Here is a 13,124-nt window from a genome sequence, read left to right on the forward strand (position 1 = left end):
CATTATCAGGTGTGGATAAAAACGGGCAAAGAACGTCTGCCCGAAATCCCGCAGAATCCTTACGGCCTTGATTTTCCAGGGAACTCGGGAGACGGTACGCCTCCCCTCCCGGCCGCCGCCCCGACCGGCCCCGTACAACCCCTGGGAGGGATCTCCCGTACTACTGTCCGGTCACGATCCGGACGACGCCCAGGGACGCCCCCACACCGCCCGTCCCGTCCGACGCGGCCGGCTTCCACTGCCCGCCACCGCTTCCCGCGGCCCACTCCCGACCCGCGTACGCCACCCGCTGGATGTGCAGCGCCGAGGAGTTGGCCACGGCCCACTGCGCCAGCTGCCAGCCCCGCTGCCGCTCGCCGCGCCCGATCGCGTCCACCTTCGTGCCCTGCGGCACCGGCACGGTCACCGTCCGCCCCTGCGCGGTCGCGGTCACACTCGGCGAGGGAGAGGGCGACGGCACGGGCGTACCGCCCACCTCCGCACCGGTCTCCTGCAGCGCGTCCCGCCCGAAGTCCCGTACCAGCGCGGCCCGCACCGCGTCCGGACCCGTCGCCGAGGCCGTGGTCTCCGGGCGCCCGTCGCAGGTCAGCGTGGCCGCCGAGCGCCCGGTCAGTGCCGCCGCCAGCAGCTGCGCGTCCGACTCGTGCTTGGCGTACGCCTCCGGGTAGCCGCTGCGCTGGACCTCCTGGGCCGCCCTGGTCAGCGGCAGATCGGTGTAGTTCGGCACCTTGGCCAGGTGCGCGTAGAAGATGCCCGCCGCGTACGCCGGGTCCATGATCTGCTGCTCGGTGCCCCAGCCCTGCGAGGGCCGCTGCTGGAACAGGCCCAGCGAGTCCCGGTCGCCGTGCTCGATGTTGCGCAGCCCCGACTCCTGCAGGGCGGTCGCCAGCGCGATCGTCACCGCCCGCTCGGGCATCCCGCGCCCGGTGCCGACCGCCGCGATCGTCGCCGCGTTCACCGCCTGCTCCGGCGTGAACTCGTACGACGTTCTGTCACCGTAGTCCGAGACCACCTTGCAGCCGCGCGCTCCGCCGCCTCCGGTGACGTACTGCACCACGAGGTACGCGGCGACGCCGCACAGGACCAACAGGGCCGCACCGAAACGGAAGAGGCGGCCGCGACGCTTGGGACGGGTGGGGGACGGCTCTGGCACGCGTACAAGGTACTTGAGGCCCGACGCGACCTCACGGGGGGTTACCGGACAGCGCTTGCCCGCCGCCCCCGCCAGGCGGCGCGCTAGGGTCGACGCCATGGCCGACACCTCGCTTGACCTCACGCTCGACGCCGCCGCGCTCACCGCGCAGCTCGTGGACTTCCCCTCCGAGAGCGGCACCGAGAAGCCGCTCGCGGACGCCGTCGAGACCGCCCTGCGCGCCCTGCCGCACCTGACGGTCGACCGCCACGGCAACAACGTGATCGCCCGTACGCACCTGGGGCGCGCCGAGCGGGTGATTCTGGCCGGCCACATCGACACGGTCCCGATCGCGGACAACGTGCCCTCCCGCCTCGACGAGGACGGCGTGCTGTGGGGCTGCGGCACCTGCGACATGAAGTCGGGCGTCGCGGTGCAGCTGCGCATCGCGGCCACGGTCCCCGCCCCCAACCGCGACCTGACCTTCGTCTTCTACGACAACGAGGAGGTCGCCGCCGAACTCAACGGCCTCAAGCACGTGGCCGCGGCCCACCCGGAGTGGCTCGAGGGCGACTTCGCGGTCCTGCTGGAGCCCTCCGACGGCGAGGTCGAGGGCGGCTGCCAGGGCACCCTGCGGGTGCTGCTGAGGACGAAGGGCGAGCGCGCCCACTCGGCACGCTCCTGGATGGGCTCCAACGCCATCCACGCGGCGTCCCCGATCCTGGCCCGTCTGGCCGCCTACGAGCCCCGCTACCCCGTGATCGACGGCCTGGAGTACCGCGAGGGACTGAACGCGGTGGGCATCAGCGGCGGGGTCGCCGGCAACGTCATCCCCGACGAGTGCGTGGTGACGGTCAACTTCCGCTACGCCCCCGACCGCACGGAGGAGGAGGCGATCGCGCACGTCCGCGAGGTGTTCGCGGACTGCGGCGTGGAGGAGTTCGTGGTCGACGACCACAGTGGCGGGGCCCTGCCCGGCCTCTCCCACCCGGCCGCCGCGGCCTTCATCGAGGCGGTGGGCGGCACCCCCCACCCCAAGTACGGCTGGACGGACGTCTCCCGCTTCTCCGCGCTGGGCATCCCGGCCGTCAACTACGGCCCCGGCAACCCGCACTTGGCCCACAAGCGCGACGAGCGGGTGGAGACGGCCAAGATCCTCGCGGGCGAGGAACGCCTGCGGAACTGGCTCACCGCGTAGGACGCCGTACGGCGGGTGCGCGGCGCAGGACGCCCGTACGGCGCACGCGTGCCGGACATGCGCTCGTCCCCCCTCCGTAACCGGCGTGGATCTACGCTGAGGTGGAACCACCCCCGAGCGGAGGGAGCGCACATGCCTACCGGCAACCCCGAGGGGAAGAAGATCCCGCCGGACGAGCAGCGGCTCGGACCGGTCCTCCGGCGGCGCGGGCAGGTGACGGCCAGTACGACCGACCAGCGCCTGCTGGACGCCGGCGGCCCCTCGGACTGGGTCCACACCGACCCCTGGCGCGTGCTCCGCATCCAGTCGGAGTTCATCGAGGGCTTCGGCACGCTGGCCGAACTCCCGCCTGCCATCAGCGTGTTCGGCTCGGCGCGTACGCCGGTGGACTCGCCGGAGTACGACGCCGGGGTGCGGCTCGGCCGCGGCCTGGTCGAGGCGGGCTGGGCCGTGATCACGGGCGGCGGGCCGGGCGCGATGGAGGCGGCCAACAGGGGCGCCTGCGAGGCGGGCGGCGTCTCGGTCGGCCTCGGCATCGAGCTGCCCTTCGAGCAGGGGCTGAACCCCTACGTCGACATCGGGCTGAACTTCCGCTACTTCTTCGTCCGCAAGATGATGTTCGTGAAGTACGCGCAGGGTTTCGTGGTCCTGCCCGGCGGCCTCGGCACGCTCGACGAACTCTTCGAGGCGCTGACCCTGGTCCAGACCCAGAAGGTCACCCGCTTCCCGATCGTCCTCTTCGGCAGCGAGTACTGGGGCGGCCTGGTGTCCTGGCTGAAGAACACCCTGGTGGCCCAGGGCAAGGCGGCGGAGAAGGACCTGCTGCTGTTCCACGTCACGGACGAGGTGGACGAGGCGGTGGCCCTGGTGTCGAAGGAGGCGGGCCGCTAGCGGGCCGGGAGGCGGGGCTCCGGCCGGCGCCCACTGGGCGGAGCCCCCGGTCGGTCAGGCCAGACCCCGCCGAGCCACCGCCGGCACCCGGTGCCCGGCGATCGACGCCACCATCTCCAGCACCTGCCGGGTCTCCGCCACCTCGTGCACCCGGTACACCCGCGCCCCGAGCCACGCCGACACCGCGGTCGTCGCCAACGTACCGATCAACCGCTCCTTCACCGGCCGGTCCAGCGTCTCCCCGACGAAGTCCTTGTTGGACAGCGACACCAGCACCGGCCACCCCGTGGCGACCATCTCGTCCAGCCGCCGCGTCGCCTCCAGGCTGTGCCGCGTGTTCTTCCCGAAGTCGTGCCCGGGATCGATCAGCACCGACTCCCGCGGCACCCCGAGCGCCACCGCCCGCTCGGCCAGACCCACGGTGACGTCCAGGATGTCGGCCATCACGTCGTCGTACGTCACCCGATGCGGGCGCGTACGCGGCTGCACACCCCCCGCGTGCGTGCACACCAGCCCCACCCCGTACCGCGCGGCGACCTCGGCGAGCCCCGGATCGACGCCGCCCCACGCGTCGTTCAGCAGATCCGCCCCCGCCTCGCACACCGCCTCGCCGACCTCGGCCCGCCAGGTGTCCACGCTGATCACCACGTCCGGGAAACGCCGCCGCACCTCGGCCACGAAACCGACCGTCCGCCGCGCCTCCTCCTCGGCCGTGACCTCCTCGCCCGGCCCGGCCTTCACCCCGCCGATGTCGATGATCGCGGCGCCCTCGGCAACGGCCTGCTCCACGCGTGCGAGGGCCGGCTCGTCGCGGAACGTGGCCCCTTGGTCGTAGAAGGAGTCCGGAGTCCGGTTCACGATCGCCATGATCACCGGCTCTTGGGGTCCGAATTCCCGCCTGCCCAGCCTGAGCATCAGCCGTGACCTCTCCTTGTACGTCCCGCGGTACAACCGTCTGTGACCCTAACTGTCAGACTCGCATGGCACGATCGGACCCAGACAGATTCAGCGTCCGGCACAACGTCCGGCACGGAGCGTGGGGACCCCTGGCGATGGTGATGTTCTTGTTCCTGGTCGTCGCGCTGGCCGTCGTGGTCGGCGCGGTGACGCTCGCCGTGGTGGGCGGCAGCGGAAGCGGCCCCCTGCCGGAGGTGGCACCGGAGCGGCTGCAGGACCCGCTGCCCCCGGACCGCCCGGTGAACCGCGCGGACGTGGACAGCCTGCGCTTCCCGGTCTCCCCGCGCGGCTACCGCATGGCGGACGTCGACGACGCCCTCGGCCGGCTCGGCGCCGAGCTCGCCGAGCGGGACGCCCGTATCGCCGACCTGGAGTCGGCGCTGGCAGGCGCCAGAGCCGCGGCGGCACACGTCCGCATGGAGAAGCCCGATCACCCCGAGGACCAGCGATGAGCGACGGCACCGCCCTCCCCGGGCCCGACGGCGCCCTGCGCTGCCCCTGGGCCCTGTCGACCGACGACTATGTGTCGTACCACGACGAGGAGTGGGGCCGCCCGGTCCACGGCGACGACGCCCTCTTCGAGCGGATCAGCCTGGAGGCCTTCCAGTCGGGCCTGTCCTGGATCACGATCCTGCGCCGCCGCGAGGGCTTCCGCGCCGCCTTCGCCGGCTTCCGCATCGAGAAGGTCGCCGCCTTCACGGAGGAGGACCGCGAGCGCCTGCTGGCCGATGCGGGCATCATCCGCAACCGCGCCAAGATCGACGCCACGCTCGCCAACGCGCGCGTGCTCGCCGACTGGGCGGAGGGCGAGCTGGACGAGCTGATCTGGTCCCACGCACCGGCCCCGGCCGGCCGCCCCGCGCCGAAGACCCTCGCCGACGTCCCGGCCGTGACCCCGGAGTCCACGGCCCTGTCCAGGGCCCTGAAGAAACGGGGCCTCAGATTCGTCGGCCCGACGACGGCGTACGCGCTGATGCAGGCCTGCGGCCTGGTCGACGACCACCTGGAAGCATGCGTGGCGAGAGGAGCGGGCGTCTGACCGCCGGGTCCCGAACCCTGGCCGAGATCCTGGACGCGGCGGCCAGGGGACGCTTCCCGGCGCCCGACGGCGGTACGACGGTGGTGCCGCAGCCGAGCCGTCGCGACGCCGGAGTGATCGCGTTCACCGCCCACTCCGTGGTGTTCACCGACGAGGACCCCGACTGGGTGCGCAGCACGCTCGCCTCCCTCGACTGCGACGAGCTGGCGGCGGCGATGAACCCCCGCTTCCTGGCCTCGTTCCTTGCCCGCACGGGCCGGTCCACCGACACGATCGACCTGCTCACCGTGGCGGGCTCCCTGCCCGGCGACCCCCCGCTGGAACTGCGGGAACTCGCCGACCCGGACCATCCGCGGGTGCGCAGTGCACGGGCGCGCCGGGACGATGTGCGCGTCTGGGCGACGGACGGGGGAGTGGTCGTCCTCGGGCGGGGCGTGGCGGGCCGCTGGGAGACGGCGATCGAGGTGGACGAGGACGTACGCCACCGGGGGCTGGGCCGGGCGCTGGCCACCGCCGCCCGGCACCTCGTTCCCCCGGGCGCATCGGTCTGGTCGCAGCAGGCCGCCGGGAACGCCCGCAGCGTGCGCGCCTTCCAGGCGGCCGGCTACCGGCCCGTGGGCGCGGAGGCCCTCCTCATCGCCCACTAGGCCCCCAGTCCCGCCGCCCGCTCCGCCCTCTTGGCCAACGCGAAAGCCCCCGCGCATCGCACGCCAGGCCTCCCGGTCCGGTCCGATCGCCCGGCAGGCGCGGAGGGCCTGCGCGTCGCGGGCCAGGCTCGTCCGGTCCGTGGTTCACCGCTGTTCGGTCCGGTCCGCGCCTGCTCGGCGTGGAGGGTCTGGGCATCGCGGGCCGGGCTCGTCCGGTCCGCGGTCTGCCGCCGTTCGGTTCGGTCCGGTCGCCTGGCAGACGTGGACGGCCTGCGCTCCGCGCGCCCGGTCCGCCCCGGTCCGTGGTTTGCCGCCGTTCGTTTCGGTCCGGTCGACTGGTCGGCGTGGAGGGTCTGGGCATCGCGGGCCAGGCTCGTCCGGTCCGTGGTCTGCCGCTGTTCGGTTCGGTCCGGTCGCCTGGCAGACGTGGAGGGTCAAGGCATCGCGGGCCGGGGCCGTTCGGTCCGCGGTCCGTCGCCGCCCGGTCCGGTCCGATCGCCCGGCCCGCGCGGAGGGCCTTCGCAGTGTGCGCCAGGGCTGCCGGTCACCGGACCGGATGTCGTCTCAGCGGCCCAGGTACTTCGGCTTCTCCTTGTTCACGAACGCCTGCACGGCGATCGCGTGGTCCTCGGACTGGCCGGCCCGGGTCTGCAGTTCGTCCTCCTTCTCCAGGGTCTCGGCGAGGGAGTGCGTGAGGCCGTAGGCCACCGCCTCCTTGATGGCCGCGTACGCCACGGTCGGGCCCTCGGCCAGCGCCCGCGCCGTCTTCTCCGCCTCGGCGCGCAGCTCGGCCGCGGGGACGACCCGGTTGGCGATGCCCAGCTCCAGCGCGTCCTGGGCGCTGATGCTGCGCGGGAAGAGCAGCAGGTCGGCGGCGCGGCTCGGGCCGATCACCCGGGGCAGGGTCCAGGAGATGCCGGAGTCGGCGGTCAGGGCGACGCCCGCGAAGGAGGTGTTGAAGGAGGCCGTGTCGGCGACCAGCCGGTAGTCCGCGGTGAGCGCGAAGCCGAAGCCGGCCCCGGCCGCGACGCCGTTCACCGCGGCGACCACCGGCTTGGGCGCCCCGGCGAGGGCCCGCGCGATCGGGTTGTAGTGCTCCTTGACCGTGCTCATCGTCTGCCCGGACCCGGTCTCACGGTCCGCCGCGAGCAGCCCGATGTGCTCCTTGAGGTCCTGGCCGACGCAGAACGCCCGGTCCCCGGCCGCGGTCAGCAAGATTGCCCGTACGGCCGTGTCGCCTGCCGCGGATTCCGCCGCCTCCCGGAGGGCGACCTTGGTCGCGACGTTCAGCGCGTTCATCGCCTCGGGGCGGTTCAGCGTGATCGTCGCGAGTCCGTCGCTCACCTCGTAGAGCACGGTGTCGGCCATGGCGCATCCCCTCCGGTTCGCGGGTGACGTACCGCTCAGTACGTCCTGTATGAAGGACAGCATGGCGGAGATCGCCGCGCGAGGGCCGGACCTGACGTGTGAGCTGCGTCAAAGAAAAACGGAGGGGAGCCGACCGGTGGATGTCCGTGCGGCGGTGCAGTATCGCAGCCACATCGCCGAATTGGGTGGTTTTGCTCGCGCGCGTTGCCCAAGCGATGCCGACTGACGTTGGTCATCGGGTCCTGCGATGCGGGATAATGGCTGGGAAGCAATGTGTTCGATGCCGGTGTCGCGTGTCCGTTTCGGAACCGCGGATGCCCTCCCGGGGCTCTCGGCAGACGATGAGCTGGTTTCAGGAAGGGGAACGAGCATGGCGGCCATGAAGCCGCGGACGGGTGATGGCCCGCTCGAGGTGACCAAGGAGGGGCGGGGCATCGTCATGCGCGTTCCGCTCGAAGGCGGCGGTCGACTCGTCGTCGAGCTGACCCCTGACGAGGCCGAGGCGCTCGGCGACGCCCTCAAGAAGGTCGTCGTCTGACGTCCCAACGATCCTGTCCTTCGGACTGCCCCGGCATCGTACGCGGTGCCGGGGCAGTCGCGTATGCCGTCCCGCGGCGGCCCGTCAACGCTTGACGGCGCACAGCAGCCCGTCGCCCACCGGCAGCAGCGAAGGGACCAGTTCCTGGCTCTCGCGCACCGCGCGCAGCAGCTCCCGCAGCCGCAGCACCTCCGTGGGCTGCGGTCCCGAGTCCACCGTACGGCCGTTGGCGAAGACGCCCTCGAAGACCACCAGCCCGCCCGGCCGCAGCAGCCGCAACGATTCAGCGAGGTAGTCCAGGTACTCCAGCCGGTCGCCGTCGCAGAAGACGAGGTCGTAGCCGGCGTCCGCGAGCCGGGGGAGTACGTCCAGGGCGCGGCCGGGTATGAAGCGGGCCCGGTTGCTGGCGAAACCACAGCCGCGGAAGGCCTCCCGCGCGAACTGCTGGTGCTCCGGCTCCGGATCGACCGTGGTGAGCACCCCGTCCGGGCGCATGCCGTGCAGCAGATGGATCCCGGACACCCCGCAGCCCGTGCCGATCTCCGCCACCGCCTTCGCGTCCACGGAGGCGGCGAGCAGTCGCAGCGCGGCGCCGGTGCCGGGCGACACCGAGCGCAGCCCTGCCTCGCGGGCCCGGTCACGGGCCCACCGCAGCGCTTCGTCCTCGGCGACAAAGGCGTCGGCGAACGCCCAGCTCGTCTGCCGGTTGCCGGTAATGACCCTCTCCTGTCCCCGTGGTTGCCTGGGCGTGACTGTATCCGTTGGCGGCGGGAACCCGCAGATGGGACCAGGCGTTTAAAGGGGTGAGACGGTGGCCCGGGACGCGACGGGGGTAAGACGGGGGTGCAAGGGGTGGATCAGGACGCCCAGGAGCAGCTGACGCAGCCGTATGAGCCGTATCAGCCCAGATCAAATTCTCGTAAAACCGCTTATGGGGAGCTAACGGGCGAGGTGGCTATGGTAGGGGCTCCACTGGACACCACCAGAGCTGACAGGGGAGGTGCGGCTGCGCCCGGGAATCGGGGTGGAGTGCTGCGGCGCTTCCTCGGGTCGGCGGGCAGGCCGAAATCCGTGACCGACACCGCTGCTGACCATCACGCCGGTTTCGCCGCAGGCGAGGCCCAGACCGCGACCTTCTCCACCGACGCGGACGGGCAGGCGTGGACTCCGCCCACGTGGGAGGAGATCGTCAGCACGCACAGCGGCCGGGTCTACCGACTGGCCTACCGCCTGACGGGCAATCAGCACGACGCCGAGGACCTCACCCAGGAGGTCTTCGTGCGCGTCTTCCGTTCCCTGTCGACGTACTCGCCGGGCACCTTCGAGGGCTGGCTGCACCGCATCACCACCAACCTCTTCCTGGACATGGTCCGGCGCAAGCAGCGCATCCGCTTCGACGCCCTGGGCGAGGACGCGGCCGAGCGCCTGGCCAGCCGCGAGCCCACCCCGCAGCAGCTCTTCAACGACGCGCACTTCGACGCCGACGTCCAGCAGGCCCTGGACACCCTCGCGCCCGAGTTCCGCGCCGCCGTCGTCCTGTGCGACATCGAGGGACTGTCGTACGAGGAGATCGCCGCGACCCTCGGCGTCAAGCTCGGCACCGTCCGCTCCCGTATCCACCGTGGCCGCTCCCAGCTCCGCAAGGCGCTCGCGCACCGCTCCCCGGAGGCCCGCGCGGCCGAGCGGCGCTCCTTCGTGGCGCGTGTCCCCGCTCTGGGGGGAGGGGGCGCGACCGCGTGAGTGGATCCCGGCCCAAACCTGCGGAGGCACACCTCGCAGAGCAGCACCTGGGAGACCGGCTCTCCGCCCTGGTGGACGGAGAGCTCGGTCATGAGTCGCGTGAGCGGGTCCTCGCGCACCTGGCCACCTGTGCCCGGTGCAAGGCGGAGGCGGACGCCCAGCGCCGGCTGAAGAACGTGTTCGCGGAGGCGGCCCCGCCGCCCCCCTCGGCGAGCCTCCTGGCCCGCCTGCAGGGCCTACCCGGAGGAGGTGACCTCGACGGCGACGGAATGTCGCCGCCCGGGGGACTCTTCGGCCGCGGCTCGGAGGACGACGAACCCCCCGGGACGGGGGGAGCCTCCGGCATCTCCGGCGTCTCCGGCATCTCCGGCGTCTTCGGGGTCTTCGGAGTGAGGCGCGGCGAGCGCTTCACGTTCGGTTACGTACCCGCCCGCCCGCACGGCCCCGCGCATCCGGACAGCCCTGTCCCGGCCGCCGGGGAGCGCGGCTTCCGTATCCATCCCGTCGGCCGCCCGGACGACGGCCGCTCCGCCTCGCGCGGTCTGCGGTTCGCGTTCGCCGCCGCCGGTGCGGTGTCGCTGGCCGCGGTCGCCCTCGGCGGCGTGACCACCGCCCTTCCCGGTGACACCACCGCGGACGGCCGCGGCGGCTCGGGCACCGGCAACAACGTGATCCCGGCACGCTCGGCGGGCACCGGCGCGGGCTCGGGGGCGGCCACGCCGGACAGCCAGCGCCGCCGCGCGTTGGGACCGCTGTTCGCCCAGGGTGGTACACGGTTCGGACCGGCGCCGGCCGTCCCGACCTCGATGGCCGCGCCGCTGGTGCCCGGACTGCCGACCCCCGGCACCGGCCGGACCCCGGGCGACGGCACCATGCGCGGCCTGACCGCACCGCTGATGGCGGGTGCGGCCGCGGTCTCCCCGCTGATACGTCCGCTGGACGACACCGTGGTCTACCCGCTCAACGCCTGGTCCGCCGTCCCCGGAGTGAACGGCTCCAGCCTGCTGTCCGCGTCCGTCCCCGACACCACCCCCGCCGTGACGCCCTCCCCCTCCACGCCCGACCAGACCCCCTGACCGGCCCCGACCGGCCACTACGCCACGGCCCGCGAACCTGGTTGAATCCGGTGAGGACCGTTCCCGCGGCGATGACCCGGGGGCGTAGTCGACGTTCCGCGGCCGCCGCCGAAGCGTGCGGCCGCGGCCAGCCGTGGGGAGAGCATGAACGAGGGGAACCGTGTCCCACCGGAGGACGACCCGGAGGGTACGGCGGCGGCGACACCGGCCGACCGAACCGACGCCGTGGGGCGGGAGAGCGCCGGGCAGCGTGAGACGCCCGTCGGCCTCGGGTCGGCCGAGGCCGACGGGGACTTCGAGCTGGCCAAGCCGGTGTCGGGGGCGACGGGCGGTGGGGCCGGGGTGTCGCCCGAGCGCGCGGAAAGCGCCTGGACGGTTCCCAGCGAGCGGCCGAAGCCGTTGCACGACCCGGATCCCTACGGCACCCCGCCATACGGCGAGCCGGGCCCCTGGGCGCCCGCACCCCCCGTACAGCACCCCGCGGTCACGGCCGCCCAAGGAACACTTGCGCCGACGCCTACGGCTCCGCCTGAGGCACCGAGCCCGGCACCCGGGGCTCCCACCCCCGCACCGGGTCCGCACACCCCGGCAGCCGGCGTACCGGTACCCAGCGGCACCACACCCTTCCCGACGCCCGGCGCACCGGCCGTCGGCGTTCCGTCCCCCGCCGCGCCCGCGCCTGCGGCGCCTGCTCCCGGCGCTCCCGCCCTTGCGGCGCCAGCGTCCGGGGCGCGCGAGCTCGGGGCTCCCTCTCCCGCTTCTGCAGTCTCCGGGGCGCCTGCACCCGGCGTTCCATCCCCCGCCGCTCCCGCTTCCGGGGCGCCCACCCCCGGCGTTCCGGCCGTCGGCGTTCCATCCCCCGCCGCTCCCGCCCTTGCGGCGCCCGCGCCCGGTGTTCCGGTGCCCGGTGTTCCCGCGCCTGGGGCGCCCGAGCTTGGTGCCCCGTCTCCCGCTGCTCCAGTCTCCGGGGTGCCCGCGCCCGGCATTTCAGCCCCCGGCGCTCCCGGCCTTGCGGCGCCCGCGCCCGGTGTTCCCGCGCCCGGGGCGCCCGAGCTTGGGGCTCCGTCCCCCGCTGCTCCAGTCTCCGGGGCGCCCGCGCCCGGCGTTCCCGCCTCCGGCGTTCCCGCCTCCGGCGTTCCCGCCTCCGGCGTTCCCGCCTCCGGCGTTCCCGCCCCTGCGGCCCCTGCGGCCCCAGCCCCCGGTACCCCCGCCCCCACGGCGTCCGACCCCAGCGTCCCCGCCACGGCCACCCTCGCCACTCCAGCCCCCGCAGGCCCCCCAGTACCGCCTCCCTCGGGGGGCGAGGAGGCTCCTCGTTATGACCCCTGGGGTGTTGGGTCGCCCAAGGAGCAGGTGTTCGGGCAGGGGGCGTTGCAGCAGAGCGGGGTGCGGGTGCTGACGGAGGAGCAGCGCAAGCGGCGGGGGAAGCGGCTGCTGGTCGTGTGGAGCCTGCTGGTCGCCGTTTTCTCCGCAGGCGTCGGCGGGGTGGCCGGTGCCTGGGTACAGCGTCAGGGGCTGGGGGACGACGTCCACCTGCCGCCGGCCGGGCGCGTGCCCGCCGGGCGGGCGCCGAACAGCGTGGCCGGGATAGCCGCCCGTGCGCTGCCCAGTGTCGTCACCCTGCACGTCACCGGGACCGAACAGAGCGACACCGGCACCGGCTTCGTGCTCGACACCCAGGGGCACATCCTCACCAACAACCACGTCGTTGCGCCGGCCGGATCAGACGGCGCCATATCCGTGACGTTCAGCAGCGGCGACACCGTCAAGGCCAAGGTGGTCGGCCACGACAGCGGCTACGACCTCGCCGTCGTCCAGATCCACGGCGTGCACGGGCTCACCCCGCTGCCCCTCGGCAACTCCGACGACGTCCGGGTCGGCGACCCCGTCGTCGCCATCGGCGCCCCCTTCGACCTGGCCAACACCGTCACCTCCGGCATCATCAGCGCCAAGGAGCGGCCCATCACGGCCGGGGGAGACAAGGGCGACGGAAGCGACGTCAGCTACGTCGACGCGCTGCAGACCGACGCCCCCATCAATCCGGGCAACTCCGGTGGCCCGCTCCTCGACTCCCGGGCCCAGGTCATCGGCATCAACTCGGCCATCCGTTCCGCCGACGGCGGCTCCGACTCGGACAGCGGCCAGGCCGGTTCCATCGGGCTCGGTTTCGCCATCCCCGTGAACCAGGCCAAGCGTGTCGCCGAGGAGCTGATCAACGACGGCCACGCGACCCACCCCGTGATCGGCGTCACGCTCGACATGGCGTACACAGGCGACGGCGCCCGCATCGACAGCAGGAGCGCGGGCGGCGGCCCCGCCGTGAGCAAGGGCGGTCCCGGTGAACGGGCCGGGCTCAAGGTCGGCGACGTCATCACCGAGGTCGACGGACAGCCCGTGCACACCGCCGAGGAGCTGATCGTCAAGATCCGCGCCCACCGGCCCGGCGACCAGCTGCGGCTGACCGTCCGCCGCGCCGGCACGGACCGGGACGTCCCGCTCCGACTGGGCGCGGCGGAGCAGAACTGACACAAGTCTCAC

At 73.3% G+C, this 13,124-nt stretch carries 14 protein-coding genes; 10 read left to right on the forward strand and 4 right to left on the reverse strand.

The genetic code is table 11. From position 1 onward, the window contains the following. Positions 1-160 precede the first annotated feature (160 nt). Positions 161-1,153 (reverse strand): VldE C-terminal domain-containing protein, encoded by a 993-nt coding sequence (locus tag LMU33_RS27690; protein WP_228623338.1) that lies wholly within the window; start codon positions 1,151-1,153, stop codon positions 161-163. Positions 1,154-1,250: 97 nt separating this feature from the next. On the opposite strand from LMU33_RS27690, the gene dapE reads away from it, so the two are divergent. Next, complete coding sequence (gene dapE / locus LMU33_RS27695; RefSeq protein ID WP_228623339.1) at positions 1,251-2,330, forward strand: succinyl-diaminopimelate desuccinylase; 1,080 nt, start codon at positions 1,251-1,253, stop codon at positions 2,328-2,330. Positions 2,331-2,462: 132 nt separating this feature from the next. Further along, on the forward strand, positions 2,463-3,221 hold the full coding sequence (locus LMU33_RS27700) for an LOG family protein (protein ID WP_228623340.1): 759 nt from the start codon (positions 2,463-2,465) through the stop codon (positions 3,219-3,221). A gap of 54 nt (positions 3,222-3,275) precedes the next feature. On the opposite strand, the gene folP is transcribed toward LMU33_RS27700, so the two are convergent. Next, positions 3,276-4,136 carry a dihydropteroate synthase gene (gene folP, locus LMU33_RS27705; protein WP_228623341.1) on the reverse strand — a complete coding sequence of 287 codons (861 nt, stop codon included), beginning with the start codon at positions 4,134-4,136 and terminating at the stop codon, positions 3,276-3,278. Positions 4,137-4,273: 137 nt separating this feature from the next. Between folP and LMU33_RS27710 the strand changes: the two genes are divergently transcribed. The 3 genes from LMU33_RS27710 to LMU33_RS27720 are packed head-to-tail and all read left to right on the forward strand — an operon-like array spanning position 4,274 to position 5,864. Further along, positions 4,274-4,630, forward strand: a complete 357-nt coding sequence (locus LMU33_RS27710; RefSeq protein WP_228623342.1) for a DivIVA domain-containing protein — start codon at positions 4,274-4,276, stop codon at positions 4,628-4,630. Then, positions 4,627-5,217 (forward strand): DNA-3-methyladenine glycosylase I, encoded by a 591-nt coding sequence (locus tag LMU33_RS27715; protein ID WP_228623343.1) that lies wholly within the window; start codon positions 4,627-4,629, stop codon positions 5,215-5,217. The genes LMU33_RS27710 and LMU33_RS27715 overlap by 4 nt, the downstream gene beginning before the upstream one ends. Continuing rightward, positions 5,190-5,864, forward strand: a complete 675-nt coding sequence (locus tag LMU33_RS27720) for a GNAT family protein (RefSeq protein WP_228623344.1) — start codon at positions 5,190-5,192, stop codon at positions 5,862-5,864. The genes LMU33_RS27715 and LMU33_RS27720 overlap by 28 nt, the downstream gene beginning before the upstream one ends. Positions 5,865-6,428: 564 nt before the next feature. Here the strand turns inward: LMU33_RS27720 and chcB are convergent. Further along, positions 6,429-7,232 (reverse strand): 2-cyclohexenylcarbonyl CoA isomerase, encoded by an 804-nt coding sequence (gene chcB, locus LMU33_RS27725; RefSeq protein WP_228623345.1) that lies wholly within the window; start codon positions 7,230-7,232, stop codon positions 6,429-6,431. A 61-nt stretch (positions 7,233-7,293) separates the two neighbouring features. On the opposite strand from chcB, the gene LMU33_RS27730 reads away from it, so the two are divergent. Continuing rightward, positions 7,294-7,458, forward strand: coding sequence for a hypothetical protein (locus LMU33_RS27730; RefSeq protein WP_228623346.1), 165 nt, complete (start codon positions 7,294-7,296; stop codon positions 7,456-7,458). Positions 7,459-7,602: 144 nt separating this feature from the next. Beyond that, positions 7,603-7,770, forward strand: a complete 168-nt coding sequence (locus LMU33_RS27735) for a DUF3117 domain-containing protein (protein WP_018544333.1) — start codon at positions 7,603-7,605, stop codon at positions 7,768-7,770. An 84-nt stretch (positions 7,771-7,854) separates the two neighbouring features. Here LMU33_RS27735 and LMU33_RS27740 read toward each other — a convergent pair whose 3' ends face one another. Continuing rightward, positions 7,855-8,553 (reverse strand): O-methyltransferase, encoded by a 699-nt coding sequence (locus tag LMU33_RS27740; protein WP_308280817.1) that lies wholly within the window; start codon positions 8,551-8,553, stop codon positions 7,855-7,857. A 246-nt stretch (positions 8,554-8,799) separates the two neighbouring features. Between LMU33_RS27740 and sigE the strand changes: the two genes are divergently transcribed. The 3 genes from sigE to LMU33_RS27755 all read left to right on the forward strand — a co-directional run bounded on the left by sigE (position 8,800) and on the right by LMU33_RS27755 (position 13,112). Next, positions 8,800-9,510 carry an RNA polymerase sigma factor SigE gene (sigE, locus tag LMU33_RS27745; RefSeq protein ID WP_228623347.1) on the forward strand — a complete coding sequence of 237 codons (711 nt, stop codon included), beginning with the start codon at positions 8,800-8,802 and terminating at the stop codon, positions 9,508-9,510. Continuing rightward, entirely contained in the window at positions 9,507-10,586 is a 1,080-nt protein-coding gene (locus tag LMU33_RS27750) for a zf-HC2 domain-containing protein (RefSeq protein ID WP_228623348.1), read from the forward strand. The genes sigE and LMU33_RS27750 overlap by 4 nt, the downstream gene beginning before the upstream one ends. Positions 10,587-11,486: 900 nt before the next feature. Further along, a complete protein-coding gene (locus LMU33_RS27755; RefSeq protein WP_308280814.1) occupies positions 11,487-13,112 on the forward strand; it encodes a S1C family serine protease in 1,626 nt (541 codons plus the stop codon). Positions 13,113-13,124 lie beyond the last annotated feature (12 nt).

Origin of the sequence: Streptomyces barringtoniae, assembly GCF_020819595.1 — a bacterium.
Lineage (GTDB): Bacteria > Actinomycetota > Actinomycetes > Streptomycetales > Streptomycetaceae > Streptomyces > Streptomyces barringtoniae.

What these genes read in the sequence shown, in the direction of transcription:
- dapE (WP_228623339.1), top strand. Translation starts at nt 1,251, where the DNA reads ATGGCCGACACCTCGCTTGACCTCACGCTCGACGCCGCCGCGCTCACC.
- LMU33_RS27700 (WP_228623340.1), top strand. Translation starts at nt 2,463, where the DNA reads ATGCCTACCGGCAACCCCGAGGGGAAGAAGATCCCGCCGGACGAGCAG.
- folP (WP_228623341.1), bottom strand. Translation starts at nt 4,136, where the DNA reads ATGCTCAGGCTGGGCAGGCGGGAATTCGGACCCCAAGAGCCGGTGATC.
- LMU33_RS27710 (WP_228623342.1), top strand. Translation starts at nt 4,274, where the DNA reads ATGGTGATGTTCTTGTTCCTGGTCGTCGCGCTGGCCGTCGTGGTCGGC.
- LMU33_RS27715 (WP_228623343.1), top strand. Translation starts at nt 4,627, where the DNA reads ATGAGCGACGGCACCGCCCTCCCCGGGCCCGACGGCGCCCTGCGCTGC.
- LMU33_RS27720 (WP_228623344.1), top strand. Translation starts at nt 5,190, where the DNA reads ATGCGTGGCGAGAGGAGCGGGCGTCTGACCGCCGGGTCCCGAACCCTG.
- chcB (WP_228623345.1), bottom strand. Translation starts at nt 7,232, where the DNA reads ATGGCCGACACCGTGCTCTACGAGGTGAGCGACGGACTCGCGACGATC.
- LMU33_RS27730 (WP_228623346.1), top strand. Translation starts at nt 7,294, where the DNA reads ATGGCGGAGATCGCCGCGCGAGGGCCGGACCTGACGTGTGAGCTGCGT.
- LMU33_RS27735 (WP_018544333.1), top strand. Translation starts at nt 7,603, where the DNA reads ATGGCGGCCATGAAGCCGCGGACGGGTGATGGCCCGCTCGAGGTGACC.